This window comes from Shimia sagamensis (genome assembly GCF_900182745.1).
In the GTDB taxonomy this organism is placed as follows: Bacteria; Pseudomonadota; Alphaproteobacteria; order Rhodobacterales; family Rhodobacteraceae; genus Shimia; species Shimia sagamensis.
Window position 1 is genome coordinate 1 of sequence record NZ_FXTY01000008.1, and the last position, 17,831, is coordinate 17,831.

Annotated in this window: 21 protein-coding genes; 14 read left to right on the forward strand and 7 right to left on the reverse strand. The window is 50.1% G+C overall.

What is annotated here, in order from left to right; translation table 11 throughout:
* Positions 1–38: 38 nt before the first annotated feature.
* The 3 genes from QOL67_RS17665 (at position 39) to QOL67_RS17675 (ending at position 2,140) form a co-directional block, all read left to right on the forward strand.
* Positions 39–359 (forward strand): hypothetical protein, encoded by a 321-nt coding sequence (locus QOL67_RS17665; RefSeq protein WP_283427311.1) that lies wholly within the window; start codon positions 39–41, stop codon positions 357–359.
* A gap of 418 nt (positions 360–777) precedes the next feature.
* Entirely contained in the window at positions 778–1,176 is a 399-nt protein-coding gene (locus tag QOL67_RS17670) for a hypothetical protein (protein WP_283427312.1), read from the forward strand.
* 427 nt (positions 1,177–1,603) lie between these two features.
* The gene (locus tag QOL67_RS17675) at positions 1,604–2,140 is read left to right on the forward strand and encodes a luciferase domain-containing protein (protein WP_283427313.1); all 537 of its coding nucleotides are present in this window, start codon (positions 1,604–1,606) and stop codon (positions 2,138–2,140) included.
* Positions 2,141–2,170: 30 nt separating this feature from the next.
* Here QOL67_RS17675 and QOL67_RS17680 read toward each other — a convergent pair whose 3' ends face one another.
* The 3 genes from QOL67_RS17680 to QOL67_RS17690 form a co-directional block, all read right to left on the reverse strand.
* Positions 2,171–2,407, reverse strand: a complete 237-nt coding sequence (locus QOL67_RS17680; protein WP_283427314.1) for a hypothetical protein — start codon at positions 2,405–2,407, stop codon at positions 2,171–2,173.
* Positions 2,408–2,489: 82 nt separating this feature from the next.
* Positions 2,490–2,912: a hypothetical protein gene (locus QOL67_RS17685; protein ID WP_283427315.1), complete on the reverse strand. Its 423-nt coding sequence runs from the start codon at positions 2,910–2,912 to the stop codon at positions 2,490–2,492.
* A gap of 219 nt (positions 2,913–3,131) precedes the next feature.
* Positions 3,132–3,578, reverse strand: coding sequence for a DUF4345 domain-containing protein (locus QOL67_RS17690; protein WP_283427316.1), 447 nt, complete (start codon positions 3,576–3,578; stop codon positions 3,132–3,134).
* Positions 3,579–3,704: 126 nt separating this feature from the next.
* On the opposite strand from QOL67_RS17690, the gene QOL67_RS17695 reads away from it, so the two are divergent.
* The 4 genes from QOL67_RS17695 to QOL67_RS17710 all read left to right on the forward strand — a co-directional run bounded on the left by QOL67_RS17695 (position 3,705) and on the right by QOL67_RS17710 (position 6,433).
* Positions 3,705–4,301, forward strand: coding sequence for a TetR/AcrR family transcriptional regulator (locus tag QOL67_RS17695; RefSeq protein ID WP_283427317.1), 597 nt, complete (start codon positions 3,705–3,707; stop codon positions 4,299–4,301).
* Positions 4,302–4,662: 361 nt separating this feature from the next.
* A complete protein-coding gene (locus tag QOL67_RS17700) occupies positions 4,663–4,914 on the forward strand; it encodes a hypothetical protein (protein ID WP_283427318.1) in 252 nt (83 codons plus the stop codon).
* A gap of 164 nt (positions 4,915–5,078) precedes the next feature.
* Entirely contained in the window at positions 5,079–5,603 is a 525-nt protein-coding gene (locus tag QOL67_RS17705; protein WP_283427319.1) for a DUF3833 family protein, read from the forward strand.
* Positions 5,604–6,238: 635 nt separating this feature from the next.
* Positions 6,239–6,433: a hypothetical protein gene (locus QOL67_RS17710; RefSeq protein WP_283427320.1), complete on the forward strand. Its 195-nt coding sequence runs from the start codon at positions 6,239–6,241 to the stop codon at positions 6,431–6,433.
* A gap of 259 nt (positions 6,434–6,692) precedes the next feature.
* Here QOL67_RS17710 and QOL67_RS17715 read toward each other — a convergent pair whose 3' ends face one another.
* The gene (locus QOL67_RS17715) at positions 6,693–7,217 is read right to left on the reverse strand and encodes a DUF3833 family protein (RefSeq protein WP_283427321.1); all 525 of its coding nucleotides are present in this window, start codon (positions 7,215–7,217) and stop codon (positions 6,693–6,695) included.
* A gap of 163 nt (positions 7,218–7,380) precedes the next feature.
* Positions 7,381–7,632, reverse strand: a complete 252-nt coding sequence (locus QOL67_RS17720) for a hypothetical protein (RefSeq protein ID WP_283427322.1) — start codon at positions 7,630–7,632, stop codon at positions 7,381–7,383.
* 408 nt (positions 7,633–8,040) lie between these two features.
* On the opposite strand from QOL67_RS17720, the gene QOL67_RS17725 reads away from it, so the two are divergent.
* The 4 genes from QOL67_RS17725 (at position 8,041) to QOL67_RS17740 (ending at position 11,443) form a co-directional block, all read left to right on the forward strand.
* Positions 8,041–8,709: an SDR family NAD(P)-dependent oxidoreductase gene (locus QOL67_RS17725; RefSeq protein WP_283427323.1), complete on the forward strand. Its 669-nt coding sequence runs from the start codon at positions 8,041–8,043 to the stop codon at positions 8,707–8,709.
* A gap of 155 nt (positions 8,710–8,864) precedes the next feature.
* Complete coding sequence (locus QOL67_RS17730; protein WP_283427324.1) at positions 8,865–10,028, forward strand: DUF3095 domain-containing protein; 1,164 nt, start codon at positions 8,865–8,867, stop codon at positions 10,026–10,028.
* 226 nt (positions 10,029–10,254) lie between these two features.
* Positions 10,255–10,620 (forward strand): DUF4864 domain-containing protein, encoded by a 366-nt coding sequence (locus tag QOL67_RS17735; protein WP_283427508.1) that lies wholly within the window; start codon positions 10,255–10,257, stop codon positions 10,618–10,620.
* Positions 10,621–10,786: 166 nt separating this feature from the next.
* A complete protein-coding gene (locus tag QOL67_RS17740) occupies positions 10,787–11,443 on the forward strand; it encodes a CIA30 family protein (RefSeq protein ID WP_283427325.1) in 657 nt (218 codons plus the stop codon).
* Between the two features lie 472 nt (positions 11,444–11,915).
* On the opposite strand, the gene QOL67_RS17745 is transcribed toward QOL67_RS17740, so the two are convergent.
* Both QOL67_RS17745 and QOL67_RS17750 read right to left on the reverse strand, forming a co-directional pair.
* A complete protein-coding gene (locus QOL67_RS17745; protein ID WP_283427326.1) occupies positions 11,916–13,574 on the reverse strand; it encodes a hypothetical protein in 1,659 nt (552 codons plus the stop codon).
* Complete coding sequence (locus QOL67_RS17750; RefSeq protein ID WP_283427327.1) at positions 13,567–14,022, reverse strand: hypothetical protein; 456 nt, start codon at positions 14,020–14,022, stop codon at positions 13,567–13,569. The genes QOL67_RS17745 and QOL67_RS17750 overlap by 8 nt, the downstream gene beginning before the upstream one ends.
* 40 nt (positions 14,023–14,062) lie before the next feature.
* Between QOL67_RS17750 and QOL67_RS17755 the strand changes: the two genes are divergently transcribed.
* The 3 genes from QOL67_RS17755 (at position 14,063) to QOL67_RS17765 (ending at position 17,129) form a co-directional block, all read left to right on the forward strand.
* Entirely contained in the window at positions 14,063–15,025 is a 963-nt protein-coding gene (locus QOL67_RS17755) for a YcaO-like family protein (RefSeq protein WP_283427328.1), read from the forward strand.
* Between the two features lie 145 nt (positions 15,026–15,170).
* A complete protein-coding gene (locus tag QOL67_RS17760; RefSeq protein WP_283427329.1) occupies positions 15,171–16,580 on the forward strand; it encodes a hypothetical protein in 1,410 nt (469 codons plus the stop codon).
* Between the two features lie 3 nt (positions 16,581–16,583).
* Positions 16,584–17,129, forward strand: a complete 546-nt coding sequence (locus QOL67_RS17765; protein WP_283427330.1) for a hypothetical protein — start codon at positions 16,584–16,586, stop codon at positions 17,127–17,129.
* Positions 17,130–17,831 lie beyond the last annotated feature (702 nt).

The following is a 17,831-nucleotide window of genomic DNA, read 5'->3' on the forward strand; positions in this document are numbered from 1 at the left end:
GCGCATGAATACCGATTGTGCATGAAGGGGCTGACCTGATGCCAAGCGCGCGGTTCCTGCTGGCGGTGGTGGCCCTTGTTCTGATCGCGAGCGGTATTTCAGGCTGGCAGGGCTTTCGCGCCGGTAAGGCTGCCTGTGAGTCCGCAAACGCTGCCGCATTGCGCGATACCCAGACAGACCTGTTTGACGCAGCTGACCAACTCAGCGTCACCAATGCGCGCCTTGTGGCTCAAGAGGTGGCGCAAAAGGCCAAATCAGAAGGAATAGAGAATGAAGCCCGCGATGATCAAGCCCCTAGCCGTGTGCCTTCTGATGTCAGCTTGCGGCGGCTCCAAAGGCGTTGGGGCTCTACGTATTGAGCCGCTCCCAGCTACAGTCACCAGCTCTTGTACAGATCCGCGCGCGTTCTTGAGGGCAGGGGATTGGGAAATCATTGCCGGGCGATTGGGTGATGAGCTGATTTCGTGCAACGGCAAACGGGGCTTAGCCGTCGAGGCATATGATGGGGTGCGTCACGCGCTCAATTAGAGGTGGATTGCCATTAATCAAAATTGAACTCTGCTGGCATTACGGCAATTGGGAGTTTTAGGGGGGGAGGCACACCGTAAAGGGTAATGAAAACCCTGCTACATATCATGAACATTGGGGAAACGTAGCGCGTACGGTTAAGGCTTTTTTAATTTGTTTTTAATATAAATTTGATCTGTTGGTATCGCGAACTGCCAGCGTCACTTCAAATTGTAACAAGTAAAGAAGGTTATTTGTGGAGTACCCGAAATGACGAAACGCATTTTTGAGGGTGGGGAGGAACTAAATTATCTGGGTGAGATAGGAAGCAAGAAAGATGTGGCCGAACTCATTGCCCTAGCGGGGATGTCGCCGGAAGAACGACAGACTTACTTCTTGGAAGAAGCGCTAAATACAATTCTTGAGAGTATTGAAGATTACGAGAAAGACACACTAATTCCTCTTGTCGAAGAATCTGAAGCCTGTGAAGTTGTGGCCATAAACCGCTCTCATCTTCAACGCTGGGTGACCACGTTGATGGATATTCCCAATTTTGTATTGAATGATGCACTGACTACACTGTTGGTTGATATGGTTGGCACCAAAGACGTGGAAGGTCACTCTCTAGACATAATACCTGAAGGTTATCCGCCTCTGCGGATCCTCTAGTCGAAGGGACGCGCTAGTTGATCTGCTGAAGGGAGGGCAGGACTCGTCGGCCGAAAGGTTGGCGGGTTTTGTTCGGTGCGGCTAGGCGGCTACCAGCCCAAACTCAACCTTCACACTAGGCGCAACGAAATATTTGCTGCGGTTGCGAGAATTAGCGGCTAATTTCCCGTAAACGGCCATTCAGCAGGCTGCTACGGCCCTGGCTGATGCTGCGGCCGGCTCCAAGGTCAGCGAAGCGCAGTTTGCGACCTTTGTAAAGTCTGGTCGCTTGGCTGCCAGCATAGTCAGTGAACGGTCCATTGCGGGTCTTCACCGCCTTCTCAAGTTGCAGCTGCGCGCCGCGCCGTTCCTGACATTCGCTGAAGCTGAGAATTGACCAAATTCATTTCTCCAACCATGATTAGCTTAACAAGGAGCCCTTGATCCCATGACCTTTGGAAATATCGTCTTCGTCACTATTGTTTTTGCTGCTTTGGCAAAAACCGTGTCGGCAGAAAGTCTAATCCTGCCCTCGCGCGAGACTCCGATTCCTGAAACAACGAATGGCGTTCCTCATGTTCAACTGGGAATTAGGCCAGACCCAGATATATCTGAAAAACTACTTGAACGTGTCGCGCAGTTTCCTGGGGTCAACACCGGGCCGACGAGAGTTTCTCTTCCAGGTGCGGTTGGGTTTCAGTTGGAAGATGGTATGTTTTTGGCACATCCAGAGGTTATTGTAGGTGGTCGCGAGTTTGCGCATCTCCACCCTGACGGAAGTTTGCATGCGTCGCTAGATCCGGACCTGGCAAAAAAGGCTGTTCAGGCAGGTTGGGCGATTGCGCATCCTTGGGCAAAGCAGCGTGAAGGGTGGGGCGGATTTGTCATGATTTACACACCAACAAACGTAGAAGAGCTCGACATTGTAATGGAGCTGGTTGCTCAATCATACAATTATGTAACAGGCCGTGCGATCATCCCATAGTCCAACTGGTCTCCATACGGCCCAAAGCAGTCACTCAAGCGCTTTGGCTGGCAGCGGCAGAAAGCTCACTTTCCAACGGATGATGCGCGCGGCACGAGCGGCAGCAATGCGCAGATTGCGACCTTTGCAAAGTCCGCCCTTCGGCCAGGTAACATAGCTCTCGATAGCTGCGTCGCCGCATAAAATGCCGTCATTGATGAGAGTTGCAGCGAAATTCGGCGGGGGGTGCAACTGTGCTGGACAAACTCGCCTTTTAAAGCGTTGCATTGAAGGACTGCTTCCGGGACGACCGCGCCATTCATCAGCGCGTGGCCAAAACGCCGTGAATTGAACTTCTGCCAAATTTGGATCAATTCGCCAATGTTGCCAGCAGAACATCAAGTGTTTCTTCTGGCTGCCCCAAAAGGGCGAGCCCATCGGCTTCAGAATCTTGGACCAGCGGTACAACAGAACCTATGTCAATCCAGGAACGTACGAACACGGCACTCAATTCTCGACTTATGTTCGTAGGTGCGATGTATACGACAAGCGATTGCAAATCAGATCGAATAAGCCGTTCTGTTAATCGGGCCTGCATACCCATAAACTGAACATAGTCTTTTTCGAAACCAGTGACCTCGGTCATATTGACCAGTTGTTTTTGGCCCGCGACATAGTCTGGATGCGAAACGTAGGTTTCCGTTGCAATTAACGTATCGTTGATAGCGACGTAGCCAAAGTATCGAACCACAACAAGGCCGCGTTGGGGGAAGATTGTAAATTCTACAGGCATAACTTTTTCTAGACCCATTTGGCTGGCGCCAATTCACGCGCTATCTATCGCTGTTCAGTAAAGCAGACATTCAAGCTTGTTGGAGACCTATATTCGTAGCGCAGCATCCGTTGTTTTGGACACAATCCGGACGTTAGGCAATCCCTGATTGCCAAACTCGCTACTGTCAGGTCTCAAGGACGGCTGAGCGGACAAACAGGTTAGGCGCATGAAGGTCTGCTATTGGGCTTGCACACCATTGATAATCTTCGCATCGCTTTTGCTGGACGCCATCAGCCACCAAGCAAGTAGCGGAAAACCTACCAGTTCGAATATCAGTGACGGGGCAATGGCAGCACTAAATAGGACCTCAGTTTCCATGCCACTCAGTCGAAACAGTCCCGCGGTTGCGATCATAGCCGACAGAATAATCAGTGTCGGGCGAAGCCTGCGTAGAGCAAAGCCGCCGATCACAAACACAGCGCCGACTGCGAACCAGACCCCGCCGATGAATCGAATGTGGCTGTCTTGGGTTTGAAAGGTTGCCGCATCCGTGATCGCAACAAAATCGCGCGTCGATTGCCACCCCAGTGTCTTAATCCCGCCCAGGCCGATATTCAGTCCCAAAAAGATAATGGCAGCGCCAATTATCACAACAACCGCGTTCAGTAAGTTTGTCTTGTGCATGTCACTTTTCCTCAATGCATACCCGATGGGCGATTAATATTTGGCACGCGTCCTATATTATTTCTATCTTGCAAGGGCAAGCATTAATTGGTACGCGTTACATATTAATCTTGAAAGGGTCCAACCATGGCTAAATCTGCTGGCAGGCCAACCCGCACCAAGGCTGAAATTCAGGAGTTCCGATCAAAGATTGGGAAGCACGCGCTTGAGATTTACCGAGCGGAGGGCTTCGGAGCGGTTTCAATGCGCCGTTTAGCCAAGGAGGTCGGCTGCGCCCCGATGACAATCTATGCGCATTTCGAGGGAAAGACGGATATTCTAAGATTCCTTTGGGCAGACGTACTCAGCGACATGTCTCGTGATATCGAGAAAAAGCTGAAATCGGTCGTTGGAGCGCGTGAACGGCTGCGTACCGCCGCGCAAACTTTTGTCGAATATTGGATTATTCACCCCGATCATTTTCGACTTGTCTTTATGTCTAACGATGTGACGCGGGCGGATGTCAGTACGTTTATTAAGGACGAATGTACATTGGCGTACTTCTTGATTTTTTCGGATTTGTTTCAAGAGGTTATGCCGGAAGATCTTGAAGCTGAAGTTAGGACCGACACGCTCTTATCCGGAATGATCGGTATCGCTCTTTGTGCGAATACGATCCCCGATTACCCTTGGTCTGACGCATCATCAATGACCGAGCAGTTACTATCGAGCATAATTGAGTAAACCAACTCGCAATTTGATGAAAAGCTGACCTTCGTATATCTCGTAGCATCGGCTGGTCTGGGCTCAGTCCGGTCATTGATAGCAAAATCAGCTGTAGGCTTTTGGAACGTCTGCTTTAAGGAACGTGAGATTCATAGATTGCAGTTGCAGCATGCTCGCTCCAAGTCAATTCTAGTTGGCCGCTTTGGGCTGAAAATGGTCATAGCTGCCGTCGAGGGCAACGGTCGCTTAGTCCGCATTGCTGCCCCCCAGACTTCGCTTCAACTCTCATCCATAGCCGCTTCTCACGCGGCGTTGTAGCGTTGGCTGTGTGATCCAAAACCTCCATCGGAGCGTATTTCTAACCAATGGAGGAAAACATATGAAACGGTTAAAAAAAGAAAGCGCCGTTTGGTCGGCGATCATGAATGAAACGAAAAACCCGCTAAAGAGCTACTCGCTACCTGTCGCCCACATGATGATGCAAATGTTGGCTTGGATGTGGAGTGCGATTTTCTCAATTTCGCTAGGTAGCTTTTTTGTTTTTGGGATCACGTCTGTAGCCCACGTGACCATTATTGCTGGGGTTTTCATTACAATGATGGTTTTTGAAAACGCCGACGCCAACCGTTGATTATCGCTAGCTGCCCACTCAATGAACGCCGGCGTCGCCTTCCTGAAAAACATGTGAAGGTTTCCATGATTTCATCCCTCACCGTCACGATTACTGATTTTGGGGAAATCCTTACTCAAATACCTCGCGGCCTTTGAACGCGCGTTTACATGATAGGATGGAAAATGTCGGTCACCCGCCGCTCTATAATTCTGGGCTCTTTTGGACTTGCTGCATGTGCTCGTATGCCCACTTCGCTTGAAGGATCTCTCGAGCCCATCACGCTCGATAAGGCCTTTTCAGGTCGAGCGAACGGAGCGGGAGTGTTTAGGGTAGACCTAACCGGTTCAGAACGTCGCTTCACCGCACGACTCAACAGTCGCCTGCATGGAGATCGGCTTACGATCGTTGAAGATTTCGTCTACGATGATGGTGAGGAGAACCGTCTAACATGGGTCTTTGACCGAGCAGGTCCAGGTCGCTGGAAGGGGCAACGCGAAGACACCGTGGGAGAAGCAGAGGTTATCGAGGCTGGCAACGAAATACGACTTTCATACTTGGCTGACTTTCGTTCAGGCGGCGAAGTTATCAGACTGGGCTTCGAGGATGTTATCTATTTCAGCCCAAATGGTCGCGTTATCAACGACGCGATTGTTACAAGGCTCGGCGTTCCAGTCGGGCGCGTACGCTTCGAGATGCAGCCAGTCTGACATCGCGGCATCGTGTAAGCTATTCCAAAACACGTGCCCCCAGTTCATACGGATATATAGCGCCTAGTCCTTAAGCCGAACAGAATTCGGCGAGATCTATGGAGTGAAAAGGTGCCGCGATCGGCAGTAAGCTAGGCAGGAGCTCGTAGCGAAGGAAATGCCTAAGGATTGAACTCCCTAAGGCATGAAAGCTATTCGAATCGGGATAGGCGCCTGACGAAGCTTGGATTTGACGGAGCAAAATGCGAGAATAGTCGTAGCTTTCAATCTAGAAGCCATAAAACGCATTTTTTACGCCAATCGTAATCTAAAATCCCGTCATTGAATGTTTTTGTCATGCTCTCCTTGGGCACCACATATCCGCATTAATCTACTGATTTTAAAAAGAAAAAATGGCGACTTGAAGTTTCAAGCCACCATCTGAGCCACCTTTTGGCTTTCGCTAGGATCACGCTTCTTAAAACAAACACTCCAGCTCTGCGGCCTTCAAGTGAGGCGTGGAATGCTTATTGCCGCCGAGCTTGTAGTTCTTCAGCCGCTCTTACTTCATCTAGTTACGTCAACCTGGTGAACATTGGACGTTCGCAGCCCGTACTGCTTGCTTCGATAACGCACGGGTGGTGATACCTACCACATTGATCGAGAAGCCGCCGTTAGATGCCCGTGCATGGTTGTTGCCTGAGCTTGAGGAAAGCAGCCATCCAAAAGTGAAATACCCCAGCTTCAATGCTGCGCAAGCCATCAAGGTCAGCAATGCGCAGATTGCGACCTTTGCAAATTCCGCTTATCAGCTTTTGAATACAGCCCTCGATCGCTGCGATGCAGTGTGAGAAGCGGTCATTGATGAGGGCTGTAGCGAAATTCAGGGGGGGGGTGGCGTTAGGTGGACAAAGCACACTAGTTCGCTGCATCTGCGCCTCCGTCAGCCAACATAGATTGCCCATCATAACCCCCTAAAACCGGGACTCTTGAATCATGACTTCGTGACAAGCTCCATCAGTTAATGGGTCCTGAACCCAAGGACTAAGAACTGGATAAAGGTATGAACCGGGGGCACGTGTTTTGGAATACCCTACCGGTACCGCTATATCAGGCTGGCTGCATCTCGAAGCGTACGCGCCCGACTGGAATGCCGAGCCTTGTAACAATCGCGTCGTTGATAACGCGGCCATTTGAACTGAAATAGATAACATCCTCGAAACCCAGTCTGATAACTTCGCCGCCTGAACGAAAGTCAGCCACGTATGAAAGTCGGATTTCGTTGCCACCCTCGATAACTTCTGCTTCTCCCACGGTGTCTTCACGTTGCCCCTTCCATCGACCTGGACCTGCTCGGTCAAAGACCCATGTTAGACGGTTCTCCTCACCATCATCGTAGAAGAAATCTTCAACGATTGTAAGCCGATCTCCATGCAGGCGACTGTTTAGGCGTGCGGTGAAACGACGTTCTGAACCGGTTAGGTCTACCCGAAACACTCCTGCTCCGTTCGCTCGACCTGAAAAGGCCGTATCGAGCGTGATGGGCGCGAGAGGTCCTTCAGGCGAAGTGGGCATACGAGCACATGCAGCAAGTCCAAAAGAGCCAAGAATTATAGAGCGGCGGGTGACCGACATTTTCCAACCTATTATATAAACGCGCGTTCAAAGGTCGCGATGTATTTGAGTAAGGATTTCCCCATATTCAATAATGGTGGCGATGAGGGATGAAAGCATGAAACCTTCACATGTCTTTCAAAAAGGCGACGCGGGCGTTCATTGAGTGGGCAGTTAGCGATAATCATCGGTTGGCATCAGCGTTTTCAAAAGCCATCATTGTAATGAAAACCCCGGCAATAATGGTCACGTGGGCGACAGAGCTGATCCCAAAAACAAAAAAGCTACCAAGCGAAATTGAGAAGATCACGCTCCACATCCAAGCCAACATTTGCATCATCATGTGGGCGACAGGTAGCGAGTAGCTCTTTAGCGGATTTTTCGTCTCATTCATGATCGCCGACCAACCGGCGCTTTCTTCTTTGAACAGTTTCATTTGTTTTCCTCCATTGTCTAAAATTACGCGCCGCTGGAGGTTTTGGATCACACAGCCAACGCTACAGTGCCGCGTGTGAAGCGGTCATTGGTCACGGTTGCCGCACAATTTTTTTTTGGGGGGGGGGCGAGAGGTAGGCTGAACGGGACGAAGGTGACGTTCGCCTATAATGCTCCAAAGGTAAAAGGCAGCCCGGAGAGCTCTTCATTTGTGACGCCTTATCTGGGGTTCAATTTACTTCAACCGGGCCGCCCTGCATGATCCGCAATCGGGATCGGATCGTAACAATCCAAAATGGAGAATGTTATGTCATTCAAAGTTTCATTCGGACCTGGAGGAATATGATGGACGAGAGCGAAAACCAATTGCAAGATTACTCTCTGTCAATGGTCCAACTGGTGTGATGTCATGACGGCTAAAAGGGCTTTGGTTGTCGGTGCATCCGGCGGCATCGGCGCATCTTTGACCAAAATTATGAGGGCACAGGGCGCTGTCGTGATTGAGGTTTCGAGGTCGATTGACGATTTCGACGTCACTGACCCAAACAAAGTCCAGAAACACATGGAAAGCCTCGAAGGAGCTTTCGACACGGTTCTGATCGCAACTGGCATACTTGCCCCACCGAATGTGAGGCCGGAGAAGTCTCTCACCGAAATCGACGCTGCCAATATGGCGAAAGTTATGGCAGTAAACGCCATTGGTCCGGCATTGGTCCTGCGACATATTCCCAAGCTTTTGCCTCGTGACACCAGGTCTGTAGTGGGCGTTCTTACAGCACGTGTGGGTTCTATCGGCGACAATCAATTGGGCGGTTGGTACAGCTATCGGGCGGCGAAAGCGGCCGCCAATCAGATCGTGCACACTGCCGCTATAGAGATCGCGCGAAGCCGAAAAAAGTCCGTCGTTGTGGCCTTGCATCCAGGTACAGTTGAGACGCGCTTTACCGAGGCATATCCCACGCAACCAAAGGTTTCGACGGACGAGGCCGCGACCAATTTAATAACTTTGATTAGTGGTCTGACCGAGGTTCACAACGGCTGCTTCTTCGATTGGGCTGGAAAACCCGTCCCATGGTGAACCCGCGACAAGTTTTGATTCTCGCTGATCCAAAATTTCTGCCCTCGCGTATTGGTTTTTGAAGTCAAAGAATCCAGTAACATCATTTATCATTTCGGTTATTCTGTTTGTACTGATGCTTGGTTCGGGAGATCTCTAAAGCAGAGGGGCAATCAATGTCCGACGATGACCAACAGACCGGCACTAATTTCTACTCTCGTCTGCCTACTACACGAGATTTTTCGCGTTTCGCGAACACCCGGACCCACACTCCTTTACCTGATGACTGGATTGTTGTTGTGACTGACATCGAAGCGTCCAGATCAGCGATCAATTCCGGCCGCTACAAGACGGTTAACCTCGTCGGAGCGTCCCCGATCGCAGCTTTCAAGAACCAACTTAAAGACGTAGAGTTTCCGTTTGTTTTCGGCGGGGACGGCGCAAGTCTGGCAATACCGGGACATCATCTGGAAAGCGCCTCGCGTGTCCTTTCCATATTGAGGAGGTGGGCTTCCGAGACTTTCGATCTGAACCTTCGTGCCGGATTGATGTCCGTCGCGGACCTTAGGCAATCGGGATACGAGGTCAGAACAGCCCGATATGCGGCCTCTTCGAACGTCAGTTATGCTGCGTTCTCAGGTGGCGGTGTTAGACGGCTTGAAGATCTTGTGAAATCCGGAGACGTTTCTGTTCATCTTTCCGAGCCCAAGGCTCGACCCGATCTGACAGGATTGTCCTGCCGTTGGTCCAATCTTAAATCTCGACGCGGACGGATTGTCTCTCTAGTCATTGAACCCGTTACCGATGTTTCCGATCAGCAGTTTCTGCAAATAACCCAGTCGCTTCTTTCCAGGATCGATGATTTTGGCAATAGCAACAGAATGGTTTCGGAAGAAGGGCCGCAGGTCCAGTATCCTCCGCCTGGAATGTCCATCGAAGCGCGGGCAACAGGAGGCAGCTTTTGGCTGCTTCGGTATTTGGCTCTAAGTGCGCAAAACCTTCTGATATGGATATTGTTTCGGACAGGTTGGTCGATGGCAAGTTTCGACCCTCGGCACTATGCTCGGCAGACGGGGTTTAACACTGACTCACGAAAGTACGAGGACGGGTTGAAAATGACTATTGATTGTGATGCTGAAACGCTGGAGTGGATGAAGCAGCATCTTGAAGCCGCCAGAGATCAGGGATCGATAAATTATGGGCTTACCGAACAGTCCGAAGCATTTCTGACCTGCATCGTAATATCCGCCCTGAACGACGATCACGTACATTTTGTGGACGGCGCAAACGGTGGCTACGCAGCCGCCGCAACGATGATGACCGGCAACCGCACTCCCTGAGAGTTTTGGTCCACGGACACTCGAAACATCGAGCTGTTCGGCTTAGGATCCACGAAATATCAGGTCGCGTGAGGCGCCGGTGTCGTGGAAAGATCGATGTTCATCCCGACAAGGCGCTATCGTCGATCCGTAGGTCTTCACTGATCCAAACGCTTCTGCTGCGCGTAAACAGACAAAAGGAGTGAAGAAAATGTGCATTCGAGCTCTAGTTTGGAGTTGTGCTTTGGTGGTCGCCACGACGGCAATGGCACAGGAAATGTCGATTGGGGACGTCATATCAGCCCAGATCGAAGCTTTTCAAAACGAGGATGTGGAAGAAGCTTTCACATATGCCTCTCCAAAAGTTCAAAACATTTTTCGGTCTCCCCGGAACTTTGGAGCGATGGTTCAAAGAGGGTATCCGATGGTATGGCAACCTTCGGATGTGGAGTTCAGGAAGCAGCGAAGTGTGGGGGATTTAGTGTATCAGGAAATGTGGTTCATGGATTCACGGGGCATAGGCTATTCATTTATTTACGAAATGATTAAGGTTTCCGGTGCGTGGAAGATAAACGGTGTATTCAAAATCAAAACGAACGAAGTGAGCGCATGAATTTGCCGTACCCGATCGCACCTGAAGTCAAAAAATGCTGCGTTTCTTGTTTTCTCTTTCTTGTTACTGCTGACTGGCTGCTCAGGCGCCCGATTATTGGAGTGGGAGAAACTGTCAGATCGAAAATTTGATCTGGACGGAATTTTCGCAGGAAGGACAACGGCCGGTGAACCGGCTGTCAGCTTCGGGCTTTGTGCCGTATTTAGTCTGGGGCAGCTTTGCGAGTTTGTTGAACCTGTCCATTGCGGTTCTAAATTGGAGAGGCTGTGAAGTGATATCGCGTTACTATCTGTTAGCAATTCTTGTGGTTTTTAATCTGTCCTCAGGTGCGGGTGCAGAAGAGATGTTTGAAACCTTTGATAACGATCCGGCATCTCGGTGGGTCTTTTTCGCGGACACTGTAATGGGCGGCGTATCTACGGGTGATGCCACCTTTGACAGCGATGCCTCCGGCTCCTTTGTCCGTTTGGCGGGCGAAGTGAGCACCGCAAACAACGGAGGTTTCATCCAGGTGCGTCGTAAACTATCCAGCAAGTTGCCAGACAGCACCAAAGGAATTCGCCTGAAAGTGCGCGGCAACGGCGAAGTGTATTTTGTGCATCTGCGGACACGCGGCACGCGTTTGCCTTGGCAATACTATCAGGCACAGTTTGAAAGCACAGGAGATTGGATCGACGTCCAGTTGCCATTAACCGCGTTTTCGCCGTCCGGTCAGTTCCTCAGGAACACCCCCCATGCCGATACCATCACGTCTATTGGCATTGTGGCATTTGGAAAGGACCATACGGCCCTGATCGATGCACGCGAAGTGGAGTGGTACTGAAATGTGCTTAGAGTTTTCAGATTGAAGGCCCACGCTACTTTAATGACTGAGTTTACTTGGCGCCTCCAGTCACCCAGCGAATGACGTGCCCGTCGCAGGCATCGGTCACCTAAAACCGATTGCGACTTCCGTTAAGGTCTTAAGTTGGAAGAGTTTGGTCAAGAAACGGACATCCGTCCCGGGATGCTTTATCCTCCTTTGTAAGCGATTGTTGAATTTTGCGAAGTCCGCTTCCTGCGCATTGCTGCCACAGGCGCAGTAGCTGCGAACAATTGATCCGCTGAATGTCTGTTTTCGGGAAACTTCCGATCAAATATTGCTGATGCAGCATCGATGGCTCATTGCGACCTATATGAGTCCGCTTAGGGCTGGCACCCGCCATTTGGCGACCGTGTTCCCACGTGATTTTGCCGCAGACGTGCTGCCGCACCGCCGCAAGGCGGCTCTGAGCCCATCCTGCGCTTCAGGCATCTCAGCGCGCCGATGGTAGACCGGCTTCTGACAACAACTTTGCAAGTCTGGTTTGATCGACCGAGTTTTTGAAGAAACGATCGGATCTCCATTCATTGGCGCGAAACAGGGGATCAATAGCCAAGATCTTGCTCGAAGTTTCTTTTGCTTCAGAAAACGCTCCGCAACTTGCTTGATAAGCGGCGAGAGCAACCAATGCGCGCAAGTGGTTCGGCTTTTCCGCAATGATGTTTTTTAGGTCTCGCTCGTCGACACTGACATCGGATAGCAAACAGGAAAACGCCAAATTTGTCCTGATCCAAGCCGGTGGATGCGAGGTAAGACTTAGAGCATGTTTATATATTGCCTGCTCTTTCTCATACTCCCCGCAGTAGCCTAGAACAGCAGCGAAGTAGCCAAGCATTTCTGGGCTGGTGGGGGCCCGGCTGTGAACATCATGCATGATCTCAAGAGATTGATCGAACATTCCTTCATAACAATAGTAGAATGCACCTAGCGCCCGCCCGTGCAGATTACGCGGCGCGAAATTCCTGACCTTTTGAACTATGTTCTTTGCTTCAACTTGAGCCTTTTCATCATCATCGAAAAGGCAAAGCCTCAAACCATCAACAAGACAAAAACCGAGAGATATCTGTGCCTGAAGAAAACTTGCATCAAGTCCAGCGGCTATCCGGTAGTGGGAGATTGCTTTGGCCAACGAAATACGTTCACCTAGTTGTTCCTGCACTCTTCCTTTTTGAAAGTGCTCCCAAGCTGCGGTAGTGGTCTCGCTAGTTGCCCAATATTGTACCCACTGGCCATCGCTGAGTGATTCCAAGATAGAGTCAATAATCCGTCGTGCCAGCTTCTCTTGAACTTCGAAGTCTGCTTTCTCTTCCAAGTCAAAGCGACCGCTCCAGATTTGCTCCCCGCCATCTGTCTTAATGGCTTCTGCATGAACTCGCACACCGTTTGCGGACCTAACGGATACGTTGAGAATGTAGTCTGTCGCCGCTTCCGCCCCATCAGCGCTCGGGGAGACTATTCGATAGACACCCGAAATAGCGCTCAACGAGGTCCGCAGCTCGTCACAAATTCCTTCCCCAAAATGGCTCAGCCAATCGCTCTGACCAAGAACCTTCACCCTACGAACAGCCAACCGAGGGAAAACTAGATGGCCACTTAGAGCGCCCCCCTTGTCAGTGCGGGCCGCAAGTTTCGCTGCCTCACCTTGGTCGAGCTTTGAGTACCAAAACGCCCGTTCCTCGCTTATCCATTCATTAAATTCAGGGTCGGTTCCGTCGAAGCCTTCAAGGAGATCTACATGGGGGGCAGGAATTTCATGAGAGTAGATGTCTACATCAACAAAAACGGGGTCAAGCATGACATCGTCACCGGACGTTTTTATCGGAATGATGCCAAATACTGCAAAGTGCTTCCGCAAGTTCGTGAGCTCTTGCCTGAGGCTTGCTCGCCCCTGCTTTTGAGGCCGCTGGCTCCAAAGCCTGTCTTGGATCCAAGCACGAGACCTACGCCCATTCTTTGCCAGTGCAAGCATTGCTAAAATCGCTTTGGAGTTTTGACCTACTGGCGTGCAGTCTTCTCCACTACCATTTTTAATGGAGAAAGCACCAAAGAGCGCAATGTAATAGTAGGTTGAGCTAGAGGGTTTGCTATCCAACGCAACCACAAATCACAATAAATCCGAAAGCTTCTTTAGCCACTTGGCTGAGGTCAGCCAAAGACCTTTCCAGTTCAGGTTCCCCGTCTTTCCAAAGGCTCGAATCCTGCGGTTGACCCTGCCGAACTATAGCGGTGAGCTTGTCGTTAAAGTCAGGAATAACAACATTTACTATTCGTACCCTATTGCCGGAATCCATGAAGGTTCTATCCAAATGAAAGTTCACGAAAACAGAGTCATCCTCAACACTGGGGACCGAGGAAAGAGAGACTTCATTCACCTTCAAACCAGACACTGTCTCCAGTTCTTCATCTATAAGGGCTTTGAACTCCTTGATCGCTTCGCTAGTCTCTAGCTCAACGCCGTTTTGCGCCTCACCAGCCAGCCTTGCAACTATATCGCCAACGTCGCCATACGTTACCCCATCCCTCAACTTTAAACGTGCCATTCAAATACTCCCACTAAAAAATCGGTCCTGAAAGCATCGAATGTGTGATATGAAACTTCAAGAAAAATCTCTAACCGATAAGCTCTTCAAAGCAGTCGAGTTAGGATTGGTTTCTCGTCCCCACATGCTGCCGTTACCAGACGCCACCCCCTTCAAAGCAGCAATTTGCACAGTCAGTCTTCCTCCAGCTTGCCTGCCGCCAGAGTCGAGATTTGGACTAAGGGTATCTTCAGGCACTGGACCTGAAACGGAAACCGCGTCCTTTAAGGCCCTTTGCGAGGGTGCCGAACGCTACTCCATTCAATACTCGACAAACATGCCGTCTGATTTGAACCCAATTGTTTGGACTGGGAGGGACTCTGCGGCGGAAGCTACCTGCGATTTAACAATTGGCTCTCCGACCAAACGAACCAGAACCAGCAGAGGCTCAGCGACAGGTGTAACAATCGAAGACGCCTGCCAACGAGCCATTCTGGAGTGTATCGAGAGCGAGTTGGTGTCTCCCAATGGGCAACTGCGTGGCGACTTTCAGAAGATTTCTGAAACCGCTATATCCCGCCTGCAACTTCATATCGATTTTCTGAGTAGTCAGGCGCGCAAAGTCGAAATCCACCTTTTGGAGTTGAACGGGTTGTTCGCCTTCTGTGCAGTGTGCTCAGACTTGAATGGCAGCCGCCCCACTTTGGGCTCCGCGGTATCACATGATTACGAGGACGGTGCTCGCAGGGCAGTTGAAGAGTCTACGTTGCTTTGGCGAAACATGATTGAACTTGAGCGATCAGGGGTGGTTGTTGCTGACTTGCCAGAGAATGATCGTGTATGTCTAGAAATTTACCGGGGCCTCCAGAATACTCCGAGTACATTCGACCCTTTGCCCAGAGTAGCAAAACTCGCAGAACCAATCGAAGTCCTCCGAGTAATCTCAGGCAAGAACGTGAAGGTTTTTGACTTAACCTCTCGAGAACTCAAAATACCGGTCGCAAAAGTGCATCTAATGAACTGAGAACATCAATTTCAGCCAAATCACCACATCTGAAATCCGCATTAGATAGTAATTCCAATGGCTTGACGTCCGACTGACACCAAATTGATGCCCTACACTTGAAGCTGTTTCCGTTTAATCGAAAACAGCAGAAGGAGTGAGGTCTATGGCGACCGATCCAGAGATCATGAACGCGCTTATGGCGAAGATGCATTCAGTAATTGTTGGCGACGATCCGGTCAACAACGTCGCCGTGCCGGGAGGGAACTACATAGCCTTTTCGAGGCCGGGAATCAGCATTGGCAATGAGGACTTAGATTTTGGTTTTCTTTCGCAGAACGCCCAAAAATTTGAGGCGGGCGCAGATTTTGCCGATCTGGTCAACACTATTCCTACCGGCTTAGGTCGTTGGGAAGCAAATGATAGAAAGGTGAATGATCAATACACCAGAGTTCTGAATACATCGGTGTATCCTGTTTCGGAGCTTTCTGATGAAGAAGAAGAGCGCCTTGAGCGCGCGAAATCCATCCTCAACAAGGAAGCGGAAGCGATCGACTTAATCACCGGAGACGTACAGAAGGTCATAGTCGATAGCCCGCTATACGAACTGTATCAAGAACGGCAAGAAAACTACATCTCCGAGCTAATAAAATACCGAACGCTACAAGCTGACCTAACAGCGAGACCGGACGACCCAGAAGCATTGCAGCAATGGAACTTACTGTCGCCTGCTTACGAGCAAAAGGTAAATGCTGCACGGCAACGCTGGATCGCAGGCGGAAAGGAGAAAGTCGAAGAGGCAATTGGCGTAATTTCTGCACTGGAGGGACGCGGATACTTCAAATATTGGTTGGACCTTGAAGAACGGCGAGTACGTTCAATCCGGCGAAATGCCGACGGTGAAGAGTACCTTGTCACAAAGTACTTCCCTGCCAATTTTTGGAAAGATTCACATAACGATAGCTGGACACGCTTTTCGATGAAGCATAGCGAGGTTCACACTATCAAAACGGAAAGTGAAACGAAGTGGGGCGGTAAAGCCGGAGGTAACTTCGGCCTGTGGAACATTGGCGGCTCAGCGAAGTATCACGAGATAAAACGGGACGAAAAATCTGACTCAAGTTTTGAGGGAGTAGATTTTGAAGTCCTACGTGTTCCGCTTCGACGCTCTTGGTGGGATGCGAACGTATTCGAAAGCAAGGCATGGCAGTTCGATCCTCAGCTAGACTCTACTCAACTGAGCGACGGGAATACACCTCCAGATGGAAGCATGGTTGGTTACGTTTCTGCCTTGATCATCGCAAGAAACGTAACTCTGAAATTTGACACTGAGTCTGAAGCCAACTCTTATGCAATGCGTGAGATTACTGCGAGCGCTTCTGGTGGTTGGGGACCATTTAGCGTCAAAGCCAATTACTACCGTAGAAATGAAACTACAACTCATGACTTCGTTCAGGATCAGAATGCAATTTCTATACCGGGCATGCAGATCATTGGGTTTGAGTGCTCCATGTTGAACAAATCCCCTGATCCAGATGAAGATCTGAACTGGGAGTTTGAAGGCGGGGGTTTTTGATCAATGTTTCGATCTATCAACCTCTTGCTGATTGCCACCTTTGCTTTCGCCGGATGTGATCGGATCGAAGTTTTGGAGAGCCAAGTCGCTGCCTTAGAGGAAACGACGAGTGCTCTCCAGCAAGCTTCAGACCAAACCTCCGAAAGCGTTGGGCGCAATACAAGGCGCATCAGTGACTTGGAAACGCAATTGGCTGGAAATACGCTGTTTTTTGTCAATGCCAATCAGACCAACGATTGGTTTGACGTGTATGCAAATCAATCAGGTCGTGACCTACGGGTAAACATCCAGATGGTTTGCAAGGATCGCACTAGCCGTTGTCTTCAGCTTGAGTCGCAAACCAGCATTCGAGTTCTTGGTATTCTGGTGGATGAGAACGAACGGGTTAACGAGTTCCCTGTAGTTGAGAACACTGTTGTTGTGGATACAGGACCTTTGGATCTGTCTGCTGTTGGAGCTGTAAGAGAACTGGTCGTTCCAAAAGGCTTCCGAGTTATTGCACGAACAGATGTCCGCGGTGTTCGCTTGAGGGTATTCTTAACCAGATGATAGAATGAAGGTTGCGGTCACATGCTGATCGCAACCCTCAGATTTTGGAGATGGATCTGAAACGTAGGCTCTAATGGCGTCGTTTTCTGAGGTGGGCGAAGTTAGTCGAAGCACAGGCAGCGGTCTTTGTAACATCGTTCCGATCAAAGAGAGCTCTTAGCTTCTAGCCCGTTGTCCGTAAGCTACAAGAATATGCTCATTTTCCGTTTTACAGACCTCGAACAACTCATTGACACTCCGTGAGGCCTTCGCGGTGCATTTTACATTTAAATTGAATGTAAACAGCGCGATGCTTAGGATTGCAAATCCGCTGAGTAATTGATGGCGTCAAATCCATAGCAAGAGCGCTAGAGCGGATACTGGGGTAACGGCAGGTTTGTCCGCACTGCTGACGCCCAACGCACCAAAGTGCTGCACTTATGCTCCAGCGGCAGCTTTGGGAAAGCTGCAATGCGGCGTTTGCTGACCCTGTCAGCGGCCGCTCAGTGCCAGCGACGTAATTGAGTTTTAAGCCACCATTTGAGCCACCTTTGTGCCTCCAATTGCTTGCAACAAGTTGCGGTGGTTTGCTTGCCTCAAATGTCGCTATGAGCGACAGGAAAAAGGAAAAAACGCAATTTGCAACAAGTTGCAATAAGAGACAGGTTCCCTCCTTGGGCACCACATATCCATATCAAATAACTGTAAGGTAATGGAAATGGG